This is a genomic window from Zobellia barbeyronii, assembly GCF_018603515.1.
GTDB classification, from domain to species: domain Bacteria; phylum Bacteroidota; class Bacteroidia; order Flavobacteriales; family Flavobacteriaceae; genus Zobellia; species Zobellia barbeyronii.
Genome location: NZ_JACATN010000004.1, coordinates 1 through 23,527, shown reverse-complemented (window position 1 = coordinate 23,527; position 23,527 = coordinate 1). Strand labels below are relative to the sequence as shown.

Sequence of the window (23,527 nt, the reverse complement as noted above, 5' to 3'; positions counted from 1 at the left end):
ATAAGTTTAAAGGGTCATTAGATGCTTAAGAAACTTAAACATTCTTAAAAGCACAACTATAAGTTGTAAAACCCTAGTATTAAGTTGTTTTTGTCCGTAAAGTAGAGGTAGCTGAATTAGCTACCTCTATTAATTTGCTTATCTGTATAAGGTGAAATGTCCAACAAACTCTCTTGTGTCTGCTTCACCATTCAATTTAATTACGTACCAGTAATCACCTGAAGGCAATTCTGATTTTTGATAGAATCCACCCCAACCGTCTTCGTTATCTCTGAACTTATAAACTGTACGACCGTACCTGTCATAAATGCTGATGAAGATGTCTGGATAGATTTCTATATTCTTTGGTTTCCAGATGTCGTTTGCTCCATCACCATTTGGTGTAAAGAAATTTGGAATCTCTATATCAATGAATTCCATGAAAATACTTTCCGTGAATTCACAACCATTTTCATCAATAACTCTAACCAAATAGGTATCCGTTTTGGTGATGTAAAATACATTGTCAGTACCATTATTCGTATCACCAAAATAGTAGGTGTAGTTTTCTCTACCGCCACCTGCTACTGCTGTAATTTCATTAATATTAGTTTCTGACACAGTTAAGGTTAATGGGTCAAAAGCTGCTATTTCGAAATTGTAGGTTGTCATACATCCATTTTCATGCGAAATAGCAATGTAATGTGTCCCGGGAGCTATGTCACGGAAGAATGGATTCAATTGCATTTCAGAAGGGTCTGTTGTATCTAACCCAAAGAGTACATCGTTCTCAATACTTAAATCTTCAAGTACAATATTCACATAGTTGTTAGGAGTATTTCCATTACAACCGTAGACAGGCTCTACCTGAGCTCCAAGATTAACCCCAGCATCAACAGTAACCGTAATAGTTTCTTCACAACCTTGAGCATCTTCAATATAGATGATGTACAACCCGCTGGCCATGTTCGCAAAACTAGTTCTATCTAGAACAAAATTGGTTTCATCTAATAGACGGGTGCTATATGGGGCAGTACCACCAGTAATAGTTAACTCAATAGTACCATCTTCTTCGCCAACACAAATTTCTGGTGTGGCTATAGCGGATACTTCTAATACTTCAGGTTCTTCTATGGTAGCTTCAAAAAGTTCAAAACATCCGTTAGAATCTTGAGCAATTATGGTGTAATCTCCTGGAGCAAGCTCGTCAAAAGTATTGTCATCACTAAATCTATCTAAGTTAGGAGATATGGCATATTGATAAATACCTGTTCCACCAAGCATATTTACAGTAATGCTACCATCATCTGCTCCGTTACAGGTTACATTATTGAAAATGGTGTTACCCGTATCTATAACAAGTGGGTCTGGCTGTGTAATTGTTATTGCCGAAGATGTTACTTGACAATCATCACTTTGTACTCTAACAAAATAGGTGCCTGCCAATAAATCTGTAAATAAACCTGTTGGTTGATTCGGACTTACTTCGTTAGTTAAACCTGAATCTGAGAACAACGCGTATTGGTAATTACCTAATCCGCCTGCAGCTTCTGCATTAATAACTCCAGAATTATCACCATTACAATTAATTGTTGGATTATCATTATCCAATGTTACCGTTAAAGGAATAATTGGATTGATAGTAATACTGTTCGTAAGAACGGAGATACAACCTTCACTATCTTGTAAATAGTATTGATAAGTACCCGCAGTAATACCCGTAAACAAATGGGTGTTAGGTCCACTAGTTTCGTTCATATTATTGAACGGAGGAATACCAGTAGTGTTCCAAGCATATGGCCCTGTACCGCCAGAAGCTGTTAACAATAACTCTGCATCAGACAAACAGCCCAAACGTTGTGCGGTTACTATTGATCCTTCTACTTCGGTAGGTTCAACAATCTCTACAATGTTGGTTTCGTCAGAACAATTTAAATCGTCTAAAATAGTAACGCTATAGAAACCAGACCTTAAGTTGCTAAAAGTAGCTGTAGTTTGAGAGTTTGAAGTCTGTAACAGATTAGCACCTGGAGCATCACTATCATAAGTTTTAAGAATATATCTATAACTTGGTGTAGGGTTGCTAATAGTTCTTAGTGTAAATTCTGCGGTTATTTCTGCATCGGTACCACCTTCGCAAACTAATTCTACGATTGATTGAATACTAGCAGCTATTGGCTCTGGTGGAGACAATACAAATGCATTGTTAAAAGGTACCGTACAACCTAAGTTATCCGTCACTTCAACAGAATACTGTCCATCGCTTAAACCTCTGAACAAGTAACTGTTCACAGCATTAGCTGGGTAAGTTTTGCCAGAAGGGGTGTGGGTTAATATAATATCATAAGGTGCTTCACCACCGTTAGGTATAATATTGGCACTACCCATATCATTGGAACAACCAACATCCTTAGTTTCTATAGTAGCCAAAGTAACTGGTGCGCTTGGCGTTGTGATAGTAATTGCACGTTCTTGGCTACATTCTGGGAAACCAACTTGTGCAACTCTAACAATATAATTACCTGCAGCTACTGGAACAGAAGTGGTTGTACCTGTACCACTAAAAATACCTTCGTCATCCGTTCGGCTTGTTGCTGTGCCATCGGCATTTAAAACTTCCCAATCAAAATTACCAGTGTAAGTAGCATCGGTAAAAGTAATTTGAATACTTCCATCAGTTCCGTGACAAACAACATCAGATAATTTATCTACAACTACATTAAATGTATTTGGGTCTTCTACGGAGTGGCTTCTTGTAATTTCACAACCCGTAGTAATATTTCTTATACCTATAGTATAATTACCTTCTAACCTATTCAAGAATTCATTAGATGCTTGGTAAGTAGTGGAAGGCAAGATTCTAAACTCATAATTGCTAAGGTCAGTAGTAGAATTGGTAATAGAGCTAGTAACGTCTATTCTTAAATCTTCACCACTATTAACACAGTCAATTTCGCGTGTTACTACAACTGTAGCATCAACTAAAGCATCATAAGCATTTACCGTTACCGTCTGTTCTACAGAACAACCTTCATCATCATATACGCGAACAATAACATTGCCACCCGCAACATCTGTGTACTCATAGACTAAGCTGCTGCTATTTTGGAGTACATTAGAAGTAGCATCATCTATGAATTCAAAACGATTATAAGTACCACTTCCGTTAGAAATACTACTCAAATCAATAGTAATAGTTGCGTTGTTAGTGTAGTTATCACTAGTACAACCAAATTGGTCTACAACAGGTAAGGCAAAAGTAATAAGCGCATTTTCATTTATTGTTATAGATTTTACTATTGGACAGTTGTTAGGTCCTCTAGCTTCCACATCATACGTGCCACCGGGTAGGTTTATGTATGATTGGGTGGTAGCATCCCAAGATGCACCTGCAGGCATTGGCGTTAATGTATAGGTTAATGGATTGTTACCATTGTTGGTTTGAACCAATTCTATACTACCATCATTTGCACCAGAACAACTTACACCTGTAGGGTTGCCAGTAAAATCTGGTCTTATTGCTGCCGGAATTTTCACAGTAAAGGTCCTGCTACAATTTGGTAAAGCGGTTCCTATGTCATAGACATTAACTGTGTAATCTGTATCTGTAGTATTATCCGGAACACCTACTGCTACGTTCATTGCACCACCTGTTAGGGTTTGACGTGAAACTACATCAGCTGAGGCGCTATCTAAGATTTCAAATTCATAATTTCCAGAACCAGCAAGACCTTCTATTGCTATTTCTGCTTCAAAACCAGCATCACAACCTAATTGTTTATCTAAACTTGCCGAAGCTTGTAGAGTAGGGTGTACGTCTATATTTAAAGTGTCTGTACAACCAGAAGCATCTTTTATAAATACATCATAGTTACCCGCAGGAACAGTATTGTAAACACCTCCATTGTTTTGATATGTACTTCCACCATCTAAAGAATATAGAATTGTACCTGTACCAGTTGCATTAATGGTAACAGATGCATTGGTGTTACAATTAGCTATCACCACATCATCAATACTTGGTGCGGCCATGAAATTCATTGGAACATCAATTAGGTTGTACGAACAACCATATTGATCTTCTACAGTAACAGTATATGTGCCAGCAGGAGAATTCGCAGCTATCTCAATTGGATTATCACTTGTAGTTGAAATAGTAGTAAAAGGACTAGGACCAGTAATGGTATAGAAATAAGTACCTCCACCACCTTGAACATTATCTATTTTGATTAAGCCAGGGTTCTCACAAGATATATCTTGAATTGAACTTGTGTCTCCTGTAATGATTTCTAACTCATCTAAGATTTCGTTTTCACTGGCGCTGATACATTGTTGTGCACCACCACCATCTATTTGTCTTACTTCTATATAATATTCGTCTGGTGCTAGATTGGTGATTGTTATGGTATTGCTATATACAACCGTACCTGCACTATCTCTAATAAGCACGCCATTAACATCATATAAGAACCATTCCATATTTGGTTCGGTAATACCATCTTCGTCTACAATTGTATATGTAATGGCTCCATTATTTGAAGTGCTACAAGACGGGGTAATATCTGCAGTGATGACCATAGGTAAACCACCTGCAATCTCATTTACATTTACAGTACTTTGTCTTGTACAACTTGGCGTATTACTGTCCCTAACGTAGAACACATAAGTTCTACCCGGAATCAAGTTCGTGAATTCATAACTACCATGACCTGCTGTTACGGCAGTACCATCAAGATGAGTGCTACCACCAACATGCCATGTAGCTGTTGTAGCATCAAAATTTGAAGGGTCATTAGAATATGCATATTCATATCCAGGTATTCCCTCACCACCTTGTACTTCAACTTTTAGTTCATCGCAGTTTTCAACTACAGAAGAAGTAGTTATATCTAAATCATCTAAAGGATAAGGTATAATCTCTCTAGGAAGGTCCGTCTGACAGATTAAATTGCTGCTACCATCTACTGTACGAAGAGAAGGGTAAACCTCATCGCCAGAAGCATATCCTCTGAATACCGGAGATGATACCCAAGTGGTACCACCATCAGCACTATATTCAATTGTTCCTGCAAGTCCGGTTGTAACACTGGTAAAATCGAAACCAAAATCAGCTGCTCCACCAGTACAGTCACTAGCGTAGGCTAAAACTATAACGGCAGTTAACTCGGCAGGTTGATTAATAACCACAGTTTCATTTTCTGAACAACCAGCGTCATCTGTAATAATCACGTCATAGGTACCTGGCGCCAAGTTGTAATATGTTTTGGTATTACCCGTAACATTAGTTTGAACTTGATCAGGTGTTCCATTGGTCATATCTACCAAACGATAATCGAAAGGTGATAGTCCGTCACTAATATTCACTGCAATACTACCAGTACCATCATGACATTCAGGGTCTGTTGGTACAGCGGTCATTGCTAAAACTGGATTAGCAGCAATGGTCTCAGTTACCATAGTTTGGCATGCATCGGTACCATTTGCTTTATCTCTTACATAAATATCATAATTACCAATATTAGCTAAAGCAATAGAGGTAGTGTTAGAAGCAGAGAAATCACTATCTGCAACTGTATTTCCTGAAGGAATAAAGGCGTATACAAAATTGCTGTCACCACCAGACGCCGTTGCTGTTAAAGTACCATCGGCACAAACACTAGCATTTGTTGGAACCACACTAAGTGTAATTGTTGGAGCAATGGTAATAGACTGTATAGCAGAAACACAGCCATACTGGTCAGTTACTTCAATATCAAAAGTTCCTTCTGATAAGTTACTGAAAGTATATGCTAAACCTGTAATAGGAGTAGGGGGTTGCCATGCTCCACTATTTATTCTGAATGAATAATTTCCATTTCCGTCAGTTACGGTTGCAGTTACTGTTCCGTTGCTAAGTCCGTCATAACATTGCGTAGCAGTTAAATCAAAACTTACCGTATTTGGTTGGGCAATTGTAACAGCTATAGAAGATAAAGTTTCACAGTTATTTAAATCACTAATTCTTACATAGTAGTCCCCTTGTGGTACATTTAGGAATTGTGATGAACTATTAGAAGGTCTAATTACAGTTCCATCTGTTAATTCTAACTGATATTCATAACCAGGAGTACCTCCAGTTGCCGTTGCTTTTAATGTAGCACCAGTATTAAAACATGTAAACTCAGCTGTCTGTTGTAAACTTGCTGTTAATACGTTTGGTGAGGTTAGGGTAACGGTAGTAGCTGAGGTAGCAGTACACGTATTGTCGTCTATTTTTTCGACCATTACACTGTATGTACCATCGGCAAGGGTAGAAGGGGTATTTATTGGAGAAGTAGTTTCTGTTGTCCAAGTAGTACCTCCGTCAATAGAATACCTATATCCAAAAGTAGGATCAAAATTAGTTACTTCAAAACGAATGTCTCCATTATCAGTACCGTTACAAGTTGGGTTTGCACTTCCTAAAATAGCTACTTCAAAAGTTTTTCCAGATTCTATAACAACCGTAATATCTTGTGTTTTTTCACATATTTCAGGAGTTTGGATTGCCTGAATATCATCTAAAACTAAGAAGTTCCCGTCATCACTATCTAGATTGGTACGTAATAAAACACCGGCAACTGTATTTGCACCAGGGTTAAAAGTTACCTCTCTTAAATGCCAGTCATCTGCATTGTTGTTTTTGTCAATAGCAGTTGTTGCCATACTGTTAATTACAGTTCCAGAGGCATCAACTAGTTCTACAAGTACTTCAGGTTCGCGACCAGGAGTACCATCTACTTGTAAGTTATACGCGTAAAAAGAAATTGTAATATCTTGATTTGCCAATACATCTAAACCTGTTCTAGACCACAGAATGTTATTGTTTCCTGCTGAGACGCTCACACCTATTGCCATAAATCTACCATCGGTCAAACCAGTATGGTCATTAGGGCTTCTCCAAGTGATATTAGGATTGGTTACTCTATTGGTTACAGCATACTCAGCATTAACCAAAATTCCGGCAGGGCCTAAATTACAAGCGGTATCTGTACCATCTTGAGGCTCGTAACAATATCCAGGACCTACTTCTGCAATTTGAGTAGTAACTCCAGTTCCAAAGTTTTCAAGAAACAATGTACTTTGATTGGCTGCTATAGTACTTGTATACCCTACAGTTACAGTTTGTGTACCCGGAGTTACAGCATTAAATATATTATTATCTATAGGCGTATTATCAGTGCCGTTTAGTTGGTATTCGTATGAGAAATCTGTTGTATTAGATGGTGTAATGGTTATGACGCCATTACCATCACAAGTATAAGTAACATCATTACCAAAACTAGGGTCTGCAATGATGTTAGGAACCGTAATTTCTAAATCTGTAGAACATCCTAAGGCATCTTTTACTACCAATTGGTGAGTACCTGAAGCCAAACGTTTTTCTTCAATTATATCAAAAGTACTTCCGCCATCAAAACTGTACTCATACGGAGCTTGACCACCAGTGGTATTCAATATCTTTACTAGAGCGGTTGGAATTGTAGCACCAGAAGTATCACAAGAAGCGTCTTCAATAATTGCTGGAGATGCTGTAAGTCTAAAAGGTTGAACAACCTCATATGGTATAGATTCTTCACAACCAGTTCCGGTAACACCACTAGAGTCCATAACGGTAATCGTGTAATTACCAGCAGCTATATTGTTAAAGAAATTTTCAGTTTGGTAGGTTGTGCCACCATCTAAACTATATTGATAAGGTGCGGTACCCCCTGTAGCATTAATAGTTAATACAGAAGTAGATGAATCTGCACAAGTAATTTCTGAATTAGAAGCAGTGATACTTACCGTACCTAAATCGTCTATATGTACACTATTTGAGAATCCAAAACAACCGTTATCATCCTTGACAACAAAAACATAATCGCCGTCAGCATTAGGAACATAGGTAGAAGGACTGCCCTCATAACCAAATAAAAATGTTGTGTTAGGAGTATAATCTGTATCAGGAATACTAGCTTCGTCAGTATAATTAAGGACGCCATTTTTACTCCAAATAGCATATTTATAGTTCGTTGTTCCTCCTGATGGAGTTAGGTTGATAACGCCTGGAGTACAGGTAATATCTTCTTGGATTGCAGCAGTTAATATCAACTTAGGAATTTCGGCTACGGTAATCGTATCAACATCTCTACAGCCATCTGTTGTAGTAGTTACAACTACGTAGTCTCCTGCGGCAACTCCTGTAAAAGTGTGGGTGTTGTCTGTAGAAACCAAATTGTTTTTAACAAACGCACCGGCACTTCCGCTACCGTTATCAAAGAAAAGCTCATAGCTGTACTCTGGAGAAACGTTTAATGCCTGAATACCTACGGTTCCAAGTTCATCACAATCTTCAGGGGTACTACTAAGGGTTACTTCAAAAATTCTTTCTTGAATTCCGATATCTTCAGTTTCAAACACACAGCTATTGGCTATTGGAGCCCCAGTAGATGGATCAAGTTGCGTAATTTGAACCTTATAAGTACCGCTAGTAGTAATATTAAAGTTTGGGCCTTGACCCGCAGTAAAAGGAACAGCAATAGTGTTGTTAGCTACATCAAATAATTGATAACCATATCCCGGGCCTAAATCAATAACCCGTATTGAACCATCTGTATCACAAATAATATCAGAAGAATCTGGCTCAGGAATATTAAGGGTGTTTTGATATGCGTTAAAATAGAATCTGCTAAAACATCCACCTTCATAGGCGATAACCACTCTGAATTTTCCACTTTCAGTAATGGTAAAATTATTTGAAACAGCCTCTTGAGTCCAAGTCCAATTACTATCAGTATTGGCACAGTCATCGCTAACTTCACCACAAGTTGCTTCATTACAACTGCTTTCATCTAATTTCTGCCAAGTAATGCTTTGTGCATCTGTTATACCTAATTGAATAAATGCGCTATCACTAGTACCACAAAGGAAAATATTGGGCATTGAGTTTCCATCTATAGAACAAGTAACGATTTCTCCTTGAATGTTGTTATCAGGGTTACTATCACCATTAACTTGATTAAAGTATTCAATAATTGGATTAGTCTGAGTTGCTCCATAGCGTTCTACGGAAATTAATTCTGTATGGTTAGAGCAACCATTACTCACTGTTTTTTCAACAATATAATTACCTACGGTAGTTATAGTTAAAGTACTTGGGTCACTGTCAGGATCTCCATCATTCAATAAAGTATCTCCTGAATCAATTGTTCCGTTATTATTTGTGTCAATTGCCCAATTGTAAGTTTCAAAACCTGAACCAGCTGTAAGTTCAGCATCGGCCCCACAAAGTTGTACGGAACGTGCCACATTACAATTGGTAAGTGCATCAGCTACATTGTTTGCTGCTACTTCTAAGGTAGAGGTACAAGAACCGGCAGTGTTGCTACCATCCTCATCTGAAAATGTACTGGTATTGATAATACCTTGGTACGTTGCAAAAGCGTTATTTTCTAACTGAGAAGCACAGGCCGCAACAAATTCAGAACAGTCCCCAGAAATTGAAACTGTAATCTTAATATTATATTCAGGATCACCAACTTGTACCAAATTATCAGGAATACTAAAACTAATAGTTTGTGTACTTAAGTCATATGTATTTGTTACTCCTGGAGCATCATCAATATTTATATTGTCTAAGGTAACATTATTAGGTAAAACATCTCTTATAGTGAAATTGGTTGCATCATCATCACCGGTATTTTGAAAGCGTATTACATAATTAAAGGTATCTCCTAAACTTACATCTTGACCATTAATATCCGTACCACCTAGTTCTTCAGTAGTATTGCCCAGTACAATAACCGGAGCAAATACCTGATTGTAAGACGCTGCGTTTACGGTTCCATCAGTAGGGTCAACTACAGGAACTCCTGTACCGTATTCTCCGCCATCGCCACCATCGGCAGTATCACTTTTATAAAATTCGTTTGCATCACTACAACCGTCATCATCACTATCTAAATCTAAAGAATCTGGGTAACCATCATTATCTGTATCACAACCAGCTGTAAGAAGTGTACCCCGTAATACGGTCGGACCTCTTAGTTCTTGGCCTATTGTAACCGTATTGGCTCCGGATGCATTCCAAGGAATTGTATTTGCAGGAGTGTCCAAGACCATTGGTTCTAAACTACCACCAGATGTTCTTTTAGCAAATAATTCAAAGGCACCATTTTGGTTTATAATAACACGCATAACAGGATCACCCACTGAACCACTAATTGTCCAAATACTAGGGTTCCCATTTGTACCGGGCATAGTTCCGTCTAAAAACCGTGCTATATTTCCTGGTACTCCATTTTCTAATTGTATTTCTCCAGCAACATCACTACCATTAATACCTATAGTAAATGAATTATCTATCTCATATAAGTCCAATATTAAATAGTCATTTACGCTCAATAGGTCACTAGTAACTGAGTTTCCGTTTGAAATACTTACGGAAAGAGTATCGCATTCATCTTCATCATAAATACCATCATTATCATCATCTAAATCAACAATATCATTTACCCCATCGTTGTCAAAATCGTTGTGAACTAGAATATGAGAAGACGAACTATCTTCTGTAGTATTCGCATCTACCTGGTCTTGTGTGTTATATGCAGTATTCGTTAAGCTTAATAAGGGTAAGGTGTCTATTTCATCTGCTCTTACTTCAAGCTCTAGAAAAACAATATCTCCTGGTTCTAAAGTTCCAATGTTCCAAACTGTTCCGTTCCAACTTCCTGTAATTGTATTGGCGTTTACTAAGGTTAACCCAGCAGGGATATTATCGGTAATCTGTAAATTCGTAATGTCACGGAAATATTTATTTTCAGCCCTAATGGTAAAAGTGGCTGTTTCTCCTTCATTTATTTCTGGTTTGTCTACGGTTTTTTCAATAAAAACATCTGGTTCGCAATAGAAAACTGTAATAGACTGGGAGTCATACGTACAAGGACCTTTAGTTCCTCTAACAAAGTAGTCTCCTGCAACGGTGGCAGCATAATCAAAAGAGTTTGCCCCTGGGATTAATACACCATCAAAAAACCACTGATACGCATCAAAATTATCATCTGAAGCTTCAAAAATACTTGATCCTGCAAAGCAATCCCCAACAGTACCTCCATTGATTTCTAGTCTTACTTCTGGTACGGTATCAAAACCGGAAAAATAGCCTGCAACACCTTGCGCTCCGCTATATCCAAAAAAACCAATGGCCATAGGACCGGTAGATGTTACGCTAATATTTCCGTTTAGATTAGGTATAAAAAATGTTTTCCAATCAGCGGACCCGGCTACTGGGTCAGATGCAGGTTTACTAATTTCAACCCCATTTTGAAATACTTTAACGTTGCTATCAGGAGTGTTTACTGATGCCGTAATTGTTAACCCACCAGTGACAATACTTCCGGCAATGTTTCGGATATCAGGAATATTATCCATCTTGTCTGGTAAAAGACAGTTTACGGGAGCCACAAAATTTAATCCTTGTGTATACAATGCACTTGATCCCGCCATGGATTGATAAGCGTAAACATCTTTTGATGTTTGTACAAACATATTTGCACCTACTGTATTAGAAGAGTAGTAAGAGCTAGGTACTTTAAAATATTCACCATTATTTATGGTAGCTATAGATGTGGTGCCACCATTAACAAATACCTGTGTATTGTCTGCCGTAGCAATTACCAAAGGAAATTCAGTAAGTCCATTAACATTACCGTTACCTCTTATAAAGACATAATCTTTACCTAACTTATTTACGGGTACGGGTTGATCAATACCGGCATCTCTATGACTAGCGCCATCTTGGCTACCAAAATTGATAGAACCATTACTTATAACAATATCATTAGTAGCTACAATAGAAGCACCGATCCAACCATCTTCATGAGCTTGGGTAGGAGCTGTACCTATATAGGTTTCAAAAACAAATGATTCGTTCTTATCTAATGTTACCGTATATGAATTTGCAGTTATACCCGCTCTATTAGCGCCCACTCTAAATTCACAACCAGGATCATAACCAGATAGGGTAACCGTAGTGTTATCTTCAGTAGCCATGATACCCAAAGTGTTGGATTTAGAAACTTGACTTCCCTTATTGGGAACACCACCCCATTTAAAATTAGTACCCATAGCCTGCCGACCCTTAGCAGTCAAAGAAGCAGCCTGCGCAGCAGATTTACCTCTGTAGTTTACATAGAATTTTTCACCACCAGGAGCTTCAAAACGTAATCCACTATTAGTAAGTACTATTCCGGTATTATTGTTATCTACTAGGGTAATATTATTGTCCCCATTTGCTAAGTTCCAAGCAGCTGGGTTTAAATTATCAATAGAGAATGTCTGTATGGGAGTGGTATTAGTACCTCTGTATGCATTTATCGTGAAAGCAGTGGTTTCTGGAGTTGATAGATGTACAGCTTGGTATTGTATACCTTGGTTATTTTGACCTTGCTTCATCGGGGGTAGATAATGCAGGTCACTTAATTGTGCAAATCCAGAAAATGTGCTAAATGCGATTAGGAAAAAAAGAATCGCTTTAAAGTAGGGCTTAAACAGATTAATCATTGGGTTGGTTTCAAGTGGGTCTAGCTTCAAAATAACTAAGGTTTACACTCTTAAATAAATAAATGTTGCCAACAGCCCAAAATATGTTGTTTTAAGCATGAAATCTATTAGGAACGATTACGTTATTAGATTGAAATGAGTAATTTGTAAGTAAATTTGTAGTATGTCAGAAGAACGATTAATGTCTAAGAAAAAGCCGGCTTACCCGGTTTGTAAAAAATTGGATCAATATTTAGGGCATTATAGCCGTAAAACAGAAATTCCTATTTTTTATGAAGATTTGCTGCGCTTTGCAGGCTCAGTGGTAGTTTATGATGCCGATGATCAAGATACATTATGGGTTCGTGTATATTACTCTGAGTTTGATAGAATAGAAATAGACAATAGTCTTAAAAAAGTATACTCCATACTTCTCTCTGATGGTAATGAGAATATTCATAAGTATTTAAATGTTGATTCCGTAGACTTTTGCACTTTTGGTAACTCAAAGCCTTTTCGGATTAAGGTTAGAAATATATTGAATGATAACTTTACTTATTTCTACGTAAAAAAAACCGATGCCTCACGTATTTATGGTTTGGAACTAGAGCATATGCTTTCTCCTTACAACCTTCACTTTTTGGTGTATAAAGACACATTGATCGAGGAGCATATTGCAGGTATTCCCGGTGATGTTTTTATAAAAGATATGTTACCCAACTGTACTGAATCTGAAAAATCGCAATTAGCCAAAGGGTTCGTTAAATTCAACGAACGTTGTATGATACGTTTGTTAGGGGATATGAGGTCTTACAACTACGTTATAGTACCGGTACACGATTTTGATCATGTGGTCTATCGTATTCGTGCCATAGATTTTGATCAGCAATGTTTTGAAGGAAAATTAAAAGTATATAGGCCACAATTTTTTAAGGAAAACTACCAAATGGTAGAGCTTGTTAGAAAAAAATTGACAAGAGATTCTATAGATCAGTATAAATTGGAAGAAAGGTCTATTGTTGCTAAGCGAATCCTAAGTTCGGGAGCTCGAATAAAACGCTTAATTGCTATTGCCAAAAAGGATCATATCTCTACTCCGGAAAATATTGAGATGTTACGAGATGCAATTTATGAACTGACACTTGATATGCAGTTTAAAAAAGCTAAAACTATGGGAGAAGTATTAGACTTGGCCTTGAACTTTGTACGGCGTAATTATGAAGATGTAAGTATGAAACAAATACTAGAACAAAATATAAAAATAGATCACTAAATAAGATAGTTGGTATTTAAAAGATGATTTCTCTTTTAAATACCAACTAATATAAGTACTAGTTTTTCTCCTCTTTATTGAAGTATACTAGGTAATAGTACATTTGGCGTTCTTCATCCCATCCTTTTTCTACAAATTTCTCCGCAGATTCTGGGTTTATAAAGTCCAACTTAATTTGTATGTTGGTGTCAAGGTTTATAACATTCTTTATTTTCTTACGTGCATCGGATACTGCTTTGTTGGCAATATCAAAGTTAGACACGTCTTCAATACTATATTTAGGACCTTTTTCCTCTTTGTAATGTTTGAATTCAGGTATTAATTCTGGGTTCTCCATTACTTCGTTCAAAAAGCTGGTTTCCTCAAAAGCATCGTTCTTTGCAAAATGGTTAACCGCACGGTTCATAAAAAGAACCTCTTGCTGCTTGTCTTCAGCTGGTAGCACTACATCTTTGGCAAAATTCTGACAAAACTTTAAATAGTTTTTAGTGTAGAAGTTTTCATCTGCAAGGGCATCTACATCCAAGAAATTTTCAAGCCAGTATTTGGTGTCATAACGGTTACTATCTACAGAAAGCACTTTGTAACCCTCTTCTTTATCTACATTAAAAATCAGACAGCCTTTGTCTAGTTTATTTATGTTTATACCTTGTTGAATTACGATATCTAAGTTGCTTCCTTTTTCTTCAAACTGAAGAAAATCGTGTTTAAGCTCACTCTTAAAAATACCAATTGCATCGGTCTTTACATTATCTAACATAACGTTAGATAAATGCGCAACATAAACCTCTCCGCTTTTAATATGCGGGTGATTAGATTGCTCAAAAAGATGCTGTGCAATTTTTTTAGAATTGGCATGCATACTCTCTGGGTCCGCAAAAATGTCTGAAACTATTTTGTGTAGTTCATTAAACTCAACATCTACATCATTTACAAGCTTAAAATAGTTCTCTTCCTTTTCACGAAAAGGCTTAAAGAAATATTCTTTTAAAAGACCAGTGGTCTCATCATTCAAAGAAAAGGGCTCTTCAGAAAGAAAAAGACCTTCGCTTTTGTTTTTATTCCCCACGCGGTGAAGGGAAATTGTTTCGATTTGGGTAGGGTATAGGTTAATCATAATTCAATAGCTTTTTTAATTCTTGATGCGTGTAGATTGCTGTTAATCAGAATGCTAAATAGATTTATTTTGATGTTCGATTTGCTAAAAAAATGCAGGAATCTAGAATGGATTAGTTCCAGTTTTCGTCAAAATCAAGGTCGTCATAATTGTCAAAGGTGTCGTCAAAATCATAAGCTGGTTTTGACTCAAAATTCTTTTCCGGCGGTGTTTCCGGAAGCTCTCCAAAACTGAATAATACGTTAGGATAGGTTATGCCAGATTCAGGTTCAACCTTATCGGCAAGTTCTACGAAGAACGTCCACATGCTTAAGAAATCATAGACATAGATAAGCTTAGGGCTATCCTCGGTCATAACATCTTCTAGAAAAGTTTCGTTCATCAGCTTAACATCAGAACCATTGTCACTCATGTCAAAAAGTGCGATTTCCTCATCTTGAATCCACTCTTCATCACAGGTATAAAAAGAAGCCATTTCGTTACCTAGAAATCCAAAAGATTGAGCAATAGCGTTGTGAAACTCCTCCATAGAAGTGCCTGACTCTATCTCAAGATCTCTGAATATATCTTCCTTGGCATCTAAGATGATACGTATTTTGTAAATCATAACCGCAATTTTTAAGGGTTGACAAAGTTACAAAGATTTATAGCTTCTTTTGGCACTTATAGCTTCTAAAAGCAAATAAAACTGGACTCCAAAAAGCAAGCTGGCCAATACCAGATGTATAGGCTGCGAAGTAAATGGAAAATGAAAGTAATACATAGCAACACCGGACATAGCTTCAATAAACAAGAAAATCAAAACCCAGTTAATTTTTGGAAAATTGAGCTTATACTTATAGATACGCTGTGCTAAAAAGATGTTCAATAATACAATGACTATAGAAAATGAGCGATGTACGTAAAATTCCCAATCCGCATCTGATAGCCATAGGTTTTTAGCGGCATCGCCTAAAATATCCATTCGGTCATCTACAAATTGCCTAACCTGAGTACCTAGAATAACTTGTACTAGGGTCATGAAAAGCACAAAGGATAAAAGCGGTACAATGTCCTTATAAGTCTTCACTTTTTCGGTTGTAGCTTTGGTTATATGTATGATGTAAAGAAGGAAAGCCACAATAACCAATGCCATTACCATATGCACAGTAATCTTTACAGGCTCTAAAAGGGAATAGACAACGGTTGCACCTAACCAAGCCTGAAAGCCCATGCCAAATACTACCAGCCAAGATAGAATGGTTATTTTTTTATTTGTTTTGAACAGACGAATAGACATGATAGCTAGGACTAGAGTGGCTAAGCCAGCCAGGGCCCCAAACAGACGGTTAATGTATTCTATCCAAGTGTGTGCCGCATTAAATTGCGCATAATCGTGCTTGGTATAGGTTTCCCATTTATCTTTATCAAAGGTGGTACTGGTTTTAAAACTTTCGGAAGCAACTTGAAGGGTTTCATCTACAATGATTATTTGGCCTTTTTTAATATCGGTATCAGGCTTCCATTGTAGTTCAGAAATTTCTGTTGGAGGAATATAGTGGCCAAAGCATTTAGGCCAATCTGGGCAGCCCATTCCGCTACCTGTGCCACGCACTACGGCACCGGCAACAATAACGAGATATACGAGTACCAAAGCAACTTTAGCAACCTTTCTGAAATTTTTCTGCATAGCTGAATTTCCTTTATGCAAAAATAAGGCTCCTTGAAGAATTTTAGTGCTTCATACAGTATTTCTTGGAGGGGAAATAGGTTATTTTTCGATCACGATGAATTCTGAACGTCTATTCAATTGGTGTTCGCTTTCCGAACAACGAACGCCATTGGCGCATCGGTTCAATAATTGAGTTTCTCCATAACCTTTTCCTGAAATTCGTGAAGGGTCTATACCTTTGGATGTGATGTATTGTACCGTTCTCATGGCACGTCTTCTGGATAGCCATACATTGTATTGGTCTCCTTCTCGGCTATCGGTATGTGAGCCTACGGCTATTTTAATATCCGGTCTTTTACTCATGTAATCAACCACCTTATTTAGTTCAGGATATGCACTTTTATTAATGTAAGAGCTATTCAGGTCAAAGTAGATAGGGGTAAGTTTTAAAACTTTGACCAAGTCGGAACCAACGTCAACAACCTTGGTAGATTGCTCTAACTCTAGACGGGTATCCTTAATTTGTTTTTTGTCGCTGGTGGTTAGCATATAGAGCGTTCCTACTTCGTAACCTTCTTTTTTGCCTGACAGTTGATATTGTTTTTCTTGACAAGGTATTCGGATAGTATAAGAACCATCTGAGGCTGTTACGGTTTCTGCTAATTTTTGACCATCATAATCAAGTGCTTCCACTATGGTTTCCGCTAAGGGTTTCTCAGAATCCTTATCATAGGCATTACCCTCAATAAAAGTAAAGCAGTCAGAATCACTTCGTTTTAATCCGTAGATATCGTCACTACCTTTTCCTCCTTTTCGGTTTGAAGCAAAATAACCAATTTCTTCTGATGCATCCGTCACCAAAGAAAAATCGTCATCGGAACTATTAATTGGACTTCCCAAATTGGTAGGCTTATTTTCTTTATTCAGGTCTACTTTAAAAATATCAAGACCACCAAGGCCAGGATGACCGTTAGAAGCAAAATATAAGATGTCTGAATTAGCAATAAAAGGAAAGGTTTCCTTTCCTTCTGTATTAACAAGAGCTCCCATGTTTACCGGCTCTCCAAAGGTTCCGTCGGATAAAACGGTAACTACATAAATATCAGATGCACCTTTCCCTCCGGGCATGTCTGACGCAAAATAGAGTTTGGTGCCATCACTACTTAAAGAAGGATGAGCAACCGAATAATTGGTGTCATTAAAAGGAAGGTCTTCTGGTTCCCCCCAAGAATCACCGTTCTTAAAAGCTCTATAAATTTTTAGTCTACTAATCCCATTTTTATCTCTTTTAAATGATTTTTTTGAGAAGTTATTTCTTGTAAAATAAACGGTTTCTCCATCTTTGGAAAAAGAGGTAGAGGATTCATTGGCTTTGCTATTCAAAATCTCTGATAACAAAGATAACTTACCCGTTTTGCCTTCTTCTGATATTTCAGATTGATATAGGTTGAGGTAGGGCAGTTTGCTGTATTTCTGTAAATCAAGATCTCTAGAAGTTGTGAATACTAGGTTTCCTGCAAAATACGAAGGAGCAAAATCTGATTCTGGAGAATTGATATCGCTGAGATTCTCAATAATATATTGCTCCTTAGGAATCTGTATCTCTTTTAAGTAATCTGGGTTACTGGTAAAAAGGTTGGCGCGTGTATCGTTATTCTTTATTTTCTGAAACTTTTCCATCCATAGATTAGACTCATCATATCTTTTTATAGATTTAAGAGCTAGGGCATACCGGTAAAGGTAGTCGGGAGATACCGCTACTTCATCATTTTCTAAAAGTTTCTCGTACCAGAATGTAGCAACATCGTAGTTGGCACTATGATAATTGGCATTGCCTAATTTTTTATGGATTGTAGTCTCATCATATCCTTTTTCAAGTAGAGAAGGGTAGGATTCAATATCCTGCATGTAGGCATAATGGTCAAAATTATCAGCTTCCGCTTTCTTCTTTTTTCCTTGTGAAAAACAGCTAGAACCCCAAGTGCTCAAAAAGAGCAGAACTAGCAGATATGTGGGCTTTATGCTCATTTCTAAAAGAATCTAGGGGTTAAATCAATTTTGTTATTCTTGATAAATTCGTACCTAAGGAATATTTCAAAAGAACCATCATTAAATTGCGAACCACCTAATGAAGATATTTCACGGTCATAAGCAAGTCCTAGCATGAATTGCTTGCCCATTTGGAAACCAAATAGCGCACTCATTGCGGCATCCCACCTATAGGCAGCGCCCAAGGTGAATTTTTCTTTGATTAAGAAGTTAGCAGAAAGGTCTACCTGAAGGGGAGCGCCAGTAACAGCTTTTATAAGATATGCGGGCTTGAATTTTAAAGATGGATTTAGGTCAAAAACATATCCGGAAATCAGATAAAGATTCATTCGCTCAGAAGCTATTACTGAACCATTGTCATCTGGGTTTTGAAAATGTTCGGTTTCTAAAATATTAGGTGCCGAAAGACCAACATAAAATTTATTGGAGTGAAAGTATACTCCGGCTCCCACATTGGGGGTAAATTTTTTATACAATTCTTTTTCTACAGATGGAGCTAGACTAGCGCTATAATTTCTCAATTTATTAAAATCGATATTCAATAATTGCCCACCAGCAGAGAGACCAAATGAGAGTTCATAATTCTCGGAAGTAGGTACACTGTACGAAAAAGCAACATCAAAATTGGTATTTTGGTTGGTGTTATTTCCAATTTCGTCATGTACGATGGAAAACCCTAATCCAACTGTGTCGTTGTAAGGGCTTTGTATGTTAAAAGTTTGCGTACTAGGAGCTCCGTCCATCCCAACCCATTGAGACCGGTGTAGTAGTGAAACACCAAGAACATCTCTAGAGCCGGCATAGGCAGGATTCACCGTTAATGTGTTATACATGTATTGGGTAAATTGAGCATCCTGCTGCCCGAAGCTTAATTGCATCGTCAGAAGTAAAAACAAGATTTTTAGTATGGTACTTTTCATGTTTATTTACTCTGTTTAATCTTGTAGATAGAGGTATCCTTCTTTCATTTTATCCTCACCCTTAGCTACATATTTTATTTTATAGAAATAAACTCCAGATGGTAATTTTTGGTTTTCTATAATAGTAATTCTCCCTTTTGATAATCCTTCAAAAGCATTATTGTTGTTATCATATTTAGAAGACTCCCAAACTAGAACCCCCCATCTATTAAATATCTCTACCTGATGGTCAGGGTATCTATCAATATTAATTATCCTAAAACTTCCGTTTAAAATATCTCCTTGTTTAACGAGGTCTAACTCAATAAATAATTCACAGGAAATATTATTCGGTGCTTTGCCACCAATAGAATCACAAGGGTCAAGTGGGTCAGTATTATCCATCACTTCTTGTCCATCATTAATAGTATCACCGTCGGTATCAGGATTGGTAGGGTCGGTTCCCCTGTCTATTTCTTGTTCATTTGTCAGGTTGTCCATATCACAGTCCGCATCATTCCAGATTCTACTTGGAGCAAGGGTTTGGCTTTCCAATAAGAAATCGCAATTGTCCAATGGGTCTGTACTATCAGTTACTTCTTGTCCGTCTATTACGCCATCACCATCAGAATCCGGATTCATTGGATCTGTACCCAATAAAGCTTCCTCTTCTTCTGTGAGTTTATCATTGTCGCAATCACTGCTGAGTAATGGTTTTCCACCAATGGAATCGCAGTCGTCAAAAGGATTGGTACCATCTATTAATTCATAACAGTCTAATATGGTGTCACCATCAGAATCTAGATTAGAAACGGTCACCGTAACGGTTGCATTTGAATCACCTCCACATAGGTTTCCAGGAATACTATAGGTAAATATACCTGCACTGGCTCCTTCAGGATTTGGACTCCACGTACCGCTGGTGTTATCAGTGCCTAAGAGGGAAAAAAGTTCTGCTTCTGTGACAGTGGAACCTGGGCATATGGTGAGCGTTGTATCAGTTCCGGCATTCGGCTGAATTTCTTCATTAACGGTGACGGTCGCTATTGCGTTTGAACATACATTACCTTTTACGGTATAGGTGTAGGTTCCTGCACCAGCCAAAGTAGGTGTCCAATCGCCGCCAGTATCGGGAGTTCCGTTAAGTTCATCAAAGAGTTGTGTTTCTGTTACGATAGTTCCTTTGCAAATTGTCAAAGTTCCGTCCGTTCCTGCATTTGGAATTGGTTGTTCAGATACGATTACTATGGAGCTATCATCTAAAGTACATGGGGCGATTGCCGATACGGTATAAGTATATGTTCCTGCTCCAGCCATTGTAGGTGTCCATACTCCACCAAAATTTGGTGTACCACCTAGTTCGGCAAATAGCTGTGTTTCGTTTACGGTCTCGCCCGTGCAAATAATCAAACTTCCGTCTGTTCCTGCGTTCGGGGTTGGTTGTTCAGATACGATTACTTCTGAAGTACTATCTACAGTACAAGGCGAAGTTGCAATTACGGTATATGTATACGTCCCTGCGCCTGCCATTGCCGGAGTCCAGCTTCCACCAGAATCTGGTGCTCCACCGAGTTGAGCAAAAAGTTGAGTTTCCGTTACCGTGATTCCTTCGCAAATGGTCAATGTTCCATCCGAGCCAGCATTAGGCGCAGCTTCTTCGGTTACAACAACCTCAGAAGTATCATTTCCTGTACATGGCGAAGTTGCTAAAACGGTATAAGTATATGTTCCTGCACCCGCAAGGGTAGGAGTCCAGCTTCCATTAGGGTCTGGTGAGCCCCCAAGTTCAGCAAAAAGTAGCGCTTCTGTAAGTGTATTGCTTTCGCATAGTTGTAATGTTCCGTCTGTACCTGCATTTGGTAGTACCTGCTCTGTAACAATCACTTCTGAAATATCATCAATGGCACAAGGTGAAGTTGCAGTTACGGTATAGGTATATGTTCCAGCTCCAGCCATAACAGGTGACCAGGTTCCTCCTGAATCTGGTGTTCCGCCGAGTTGAGTAAATAGCTGAGTTTCATTTAAGGTCTCACCCGCGCATATGGTCAATGTTCCATCGGTTCCTGCGTTAGGTAATGCTTGTTCGGAGACCACCACCTCTGAAGTATCATCAATGGCACACGGCATAATTGCTGCTATTGTATAAGTGTACGTTCCTGCACCGGCCATCGTAGGCGTCCATGTTCCACCTGAATCAGCACCTCCAAGTTGAGCAAAGAGCTGTGTTTCGTTTACGGTTTCGCCTGCGCATATGTTTAATGTTCCATCGGTTCCTGCATTAGGCAATAGCTGTTCAGTGACTAATACTTTTGAAGTATTATCAATGGTACATGGCGAAATTGCTGCTATTGTATAAGTGTACGTTCCTGCGCCAGCTATAACCGGAGACCAAGTCCCTCCTGAATCTGGTGTTCCGCCTAGTTGAGCAAAGAGCTGAGCTTCGTTTACGGTCTCGCCCGTGCAAATGATCAAACTACCGTCTGTTCCTGCATTCGGAGTTGGTAGTTCAGATACGATTACTTCTGAAGTACTATCTACGGTACAAGGCGAAGTTGCAGTTACAGTATAGGTATATGTTCCTGCACCGGCCATTGCTGGTAACCATGTTCCCCCTGAGTCGGGAATGTTACCAAGTTCTGCGAAAAGTTGACTTTCAGTAACAGTTGTGCCTTCACAAATGGTCAAAGAACCATCAGAACCTGCATTCGGATTTACTTGTTCTGTTACCACAACTTCCGAAGTATCATTTGCTGTACATGGCGAAGTTGCCATTACGGTATAGGTGTATGTTCCTGCTCCAGCCATTGTTGGTGACCATGTCCCACCAGAATCGGGTGTTCCACCTAGTTCATTAAATAGTTGTGCTTCAGTAACAGTAGTTCCTTCACAAATGGTCAATGTTCCATCAATACCAGCATTTGCAGTCGGTTCTTCTGTTACGACCACTTCCGAGGTACCATCTACAGTACATGCAGAAGTAGCTACAACGGTATACGTGTATGTTCCTGCACCAGCAAGGGTAGGCGTCCAGTTTCCACCAGGATTTGGGGAGCCGCCAAGTTCATCAAATAGTTGTGTTTCGGTTACGGTAGTTCCTTCACATATGGTCAATGTTCCATCGGTACCAGCATTAGGTAATACTTGCTCTGTAACAATAACTTGGGAGGTGTCATCTCCAGTACACGAGGAAGTTACCGTATAGGTATATGTTCCAGAACTCGCAAGGGCAGGTGTCCAACTTCCGCCAGGGTCCGGACTTCCACCAAGCTCATTAAAAAGTTGACTTTCCGTTACGATAGTGCCTTCACAAACGGTCAAAGAACCATCGGTACCTGCATTCGGATTTATGAGTTCTGTTACGATAATTTCCGAAGTATCATTTCCTGTACATGGCGATGTTGCCGTTACGGTATAGGTGTAGGTTCCTGCACCTGCCATTACCGGAGACCAAGTTCCACCAGAATCGGGTGTGGCTCCTAGTTCGGCAAAAAGTTGACTTTCGTTTACTGTTGCGCCTTGACATATGGTCAATGTTCCATCGGTTCCCGCATTCGGTGCTGCTTGTTCGGAAACGACTATTTCCGATGTCGAGTCAGTTGTACAAGGCGAAGTTGCCGCTATGGTATAGGTATAGGTCCCAGCACCTGCAAGAGTAGGAGTCCAAGTTCCTCCAGAATCGGGAGTGCCACCGAGTTCATTAAAAAGTTGTATTTCTGTTACCGTAGTTCCTTCGCAAATGGTCAATGCTCCATCGGTTCCTGCATTCGGAGTTGCTTGTTCGGAAACGACTACCTCGGAAGTACTATCAACGGTACAAGGTAAAGTAGCGATTACGGTATAAGTGTATGTTCCTGCACCAGCCATTACGGGTAACCAAGTTCCACTAGAATCAGGTGTTCCACCGAGTTCATTAAAAAGCTGAGTTTCTGTTACTGTTGTACCTGTGCAGATAATCAATGTTCCATCGGTTCCCGCATTCGGTGCTGCTTGTTCGGAAACGACGACCTCGGAAGTACTAT

General features: G+C 38.6%; 8 protein-coding genes. 1 reads left to right on the top strand and 7 read right to left on the bottom strand.

Going from position 1 to position 23,527, the window contains the following annotated elements; all coding sequences use genetic code 11:
- Nucleotides 1-138: 138 nt before the first annotated feature.
- Entirely contained in the window at nucleotides 139-12,432 is a 12,294-nt protein-coding gene (locus HW347_RS12495) for a T9SS type B sorting domain-containing protein (RefSeq protein WP_225901925.1), read from the bottom strand.
- A 271-nt stretch (nucleotides 12,433-12,703) separates the two neighbouring features.
- Between HW347_RS12495 and HW347_RS12485 the strand changes: the two genes are divergently transcribed.
- On the top strand, nucleotides 12,704-13,792 hold the full coding sequence (locus HW347_RS12485) for a hypothetical protein (protein WP_214612174.1): 1,089 nt from the start codon (nucleotides 12,704-12,706) through the stop codon (nucleotides 13,790-13,792).
- A gap of 58 nt (nucleotides 13,793-13,850) precedes the next feature.
- Here the strand turns inward: HW347_RS12485 and HW347_RS12480 are convergent, their stop codons facing one another.
- The 6 genes from HW347_RS12480 to HW347_RS12455 form a co-directional block, all read right to left on the bottom strand.
- Nucleotides 13,851-14,909 carry a nucleoid-associated protein gene (locus HW347_RS12480; protein WP_214612173.1) on the bottom strand — a complete coding sequence of 353 codons (1,059 nt, stop codon included), beginning with the start codon at nucleotides 14,907-14,909 and terminating at the stop codon, nucleotides 13,851-13,853.
- Between the two features lie 112 nt (nucleotides 14,910-15,021).
- Nucleotides 15,022-15,516, bottom strand: a complete 495-nt coding sequence (locus HW347_RS12475; protein ID WP_214612172.1) for a plasmid pRiA4b ORF-3 family protein — start codon at nucleotides 15,514-15,516, stop codon at nucleotides 15,022-15,024.
- 27 nt (nucleotides 15,517-15,543) lie between these two features.
- Complete coding sequence (locus HW347_RS12470; RefSeq protein WP_214612171.1) at nucleotides 15,544-16,578, bottom strand: COX15/CtaA family protein; 1,035 nt, start codon at nucleotides 16,576-16,578, stop codon at nucleotides 15,544-15,546.
- 81 nt (nucleotides 16,579-16,659) lie between these two features.
- Nucleotides 16,660-18,588 carry an OmpA family protein gene (locus HW347_RS12465; RefSeq protein ID WP_214612170.1) on the bottom strand — a complete coding sequence of 643 codons (1,929 nt, stop codon included), beginning with the start codon at nucleotides 18,586-18,588 and terminating at the stop codon, nucleotides 16,660-16,662.
- 2 nt (nucleotides 18,589-18,590) lie between these two features.
- Nucleotides 18,591-19,529 (bottom strand): PorP/SprF family type IX secretion system membrane protein, encoded by a 939-nt coding sequence (locus HW347_RS12460; RefSeq protein WP_214612169.1) that lies wholly within the window; start codon nucleotides 19,527-19,529, stop codon nucleotides 18,591-18,593.
- 15 nt (nucleotides 19,530-19,544) lie between these two features.
- A partial coding sequence (locus HW347_RS12455) for a gliding motility-associated C-terminal domain-containing protein (RefSeq protein WP_214612168.1) occupies nucleotides 19,545-23,527 on the bottom strand: 3,983 nt, incomplete at its 5' end.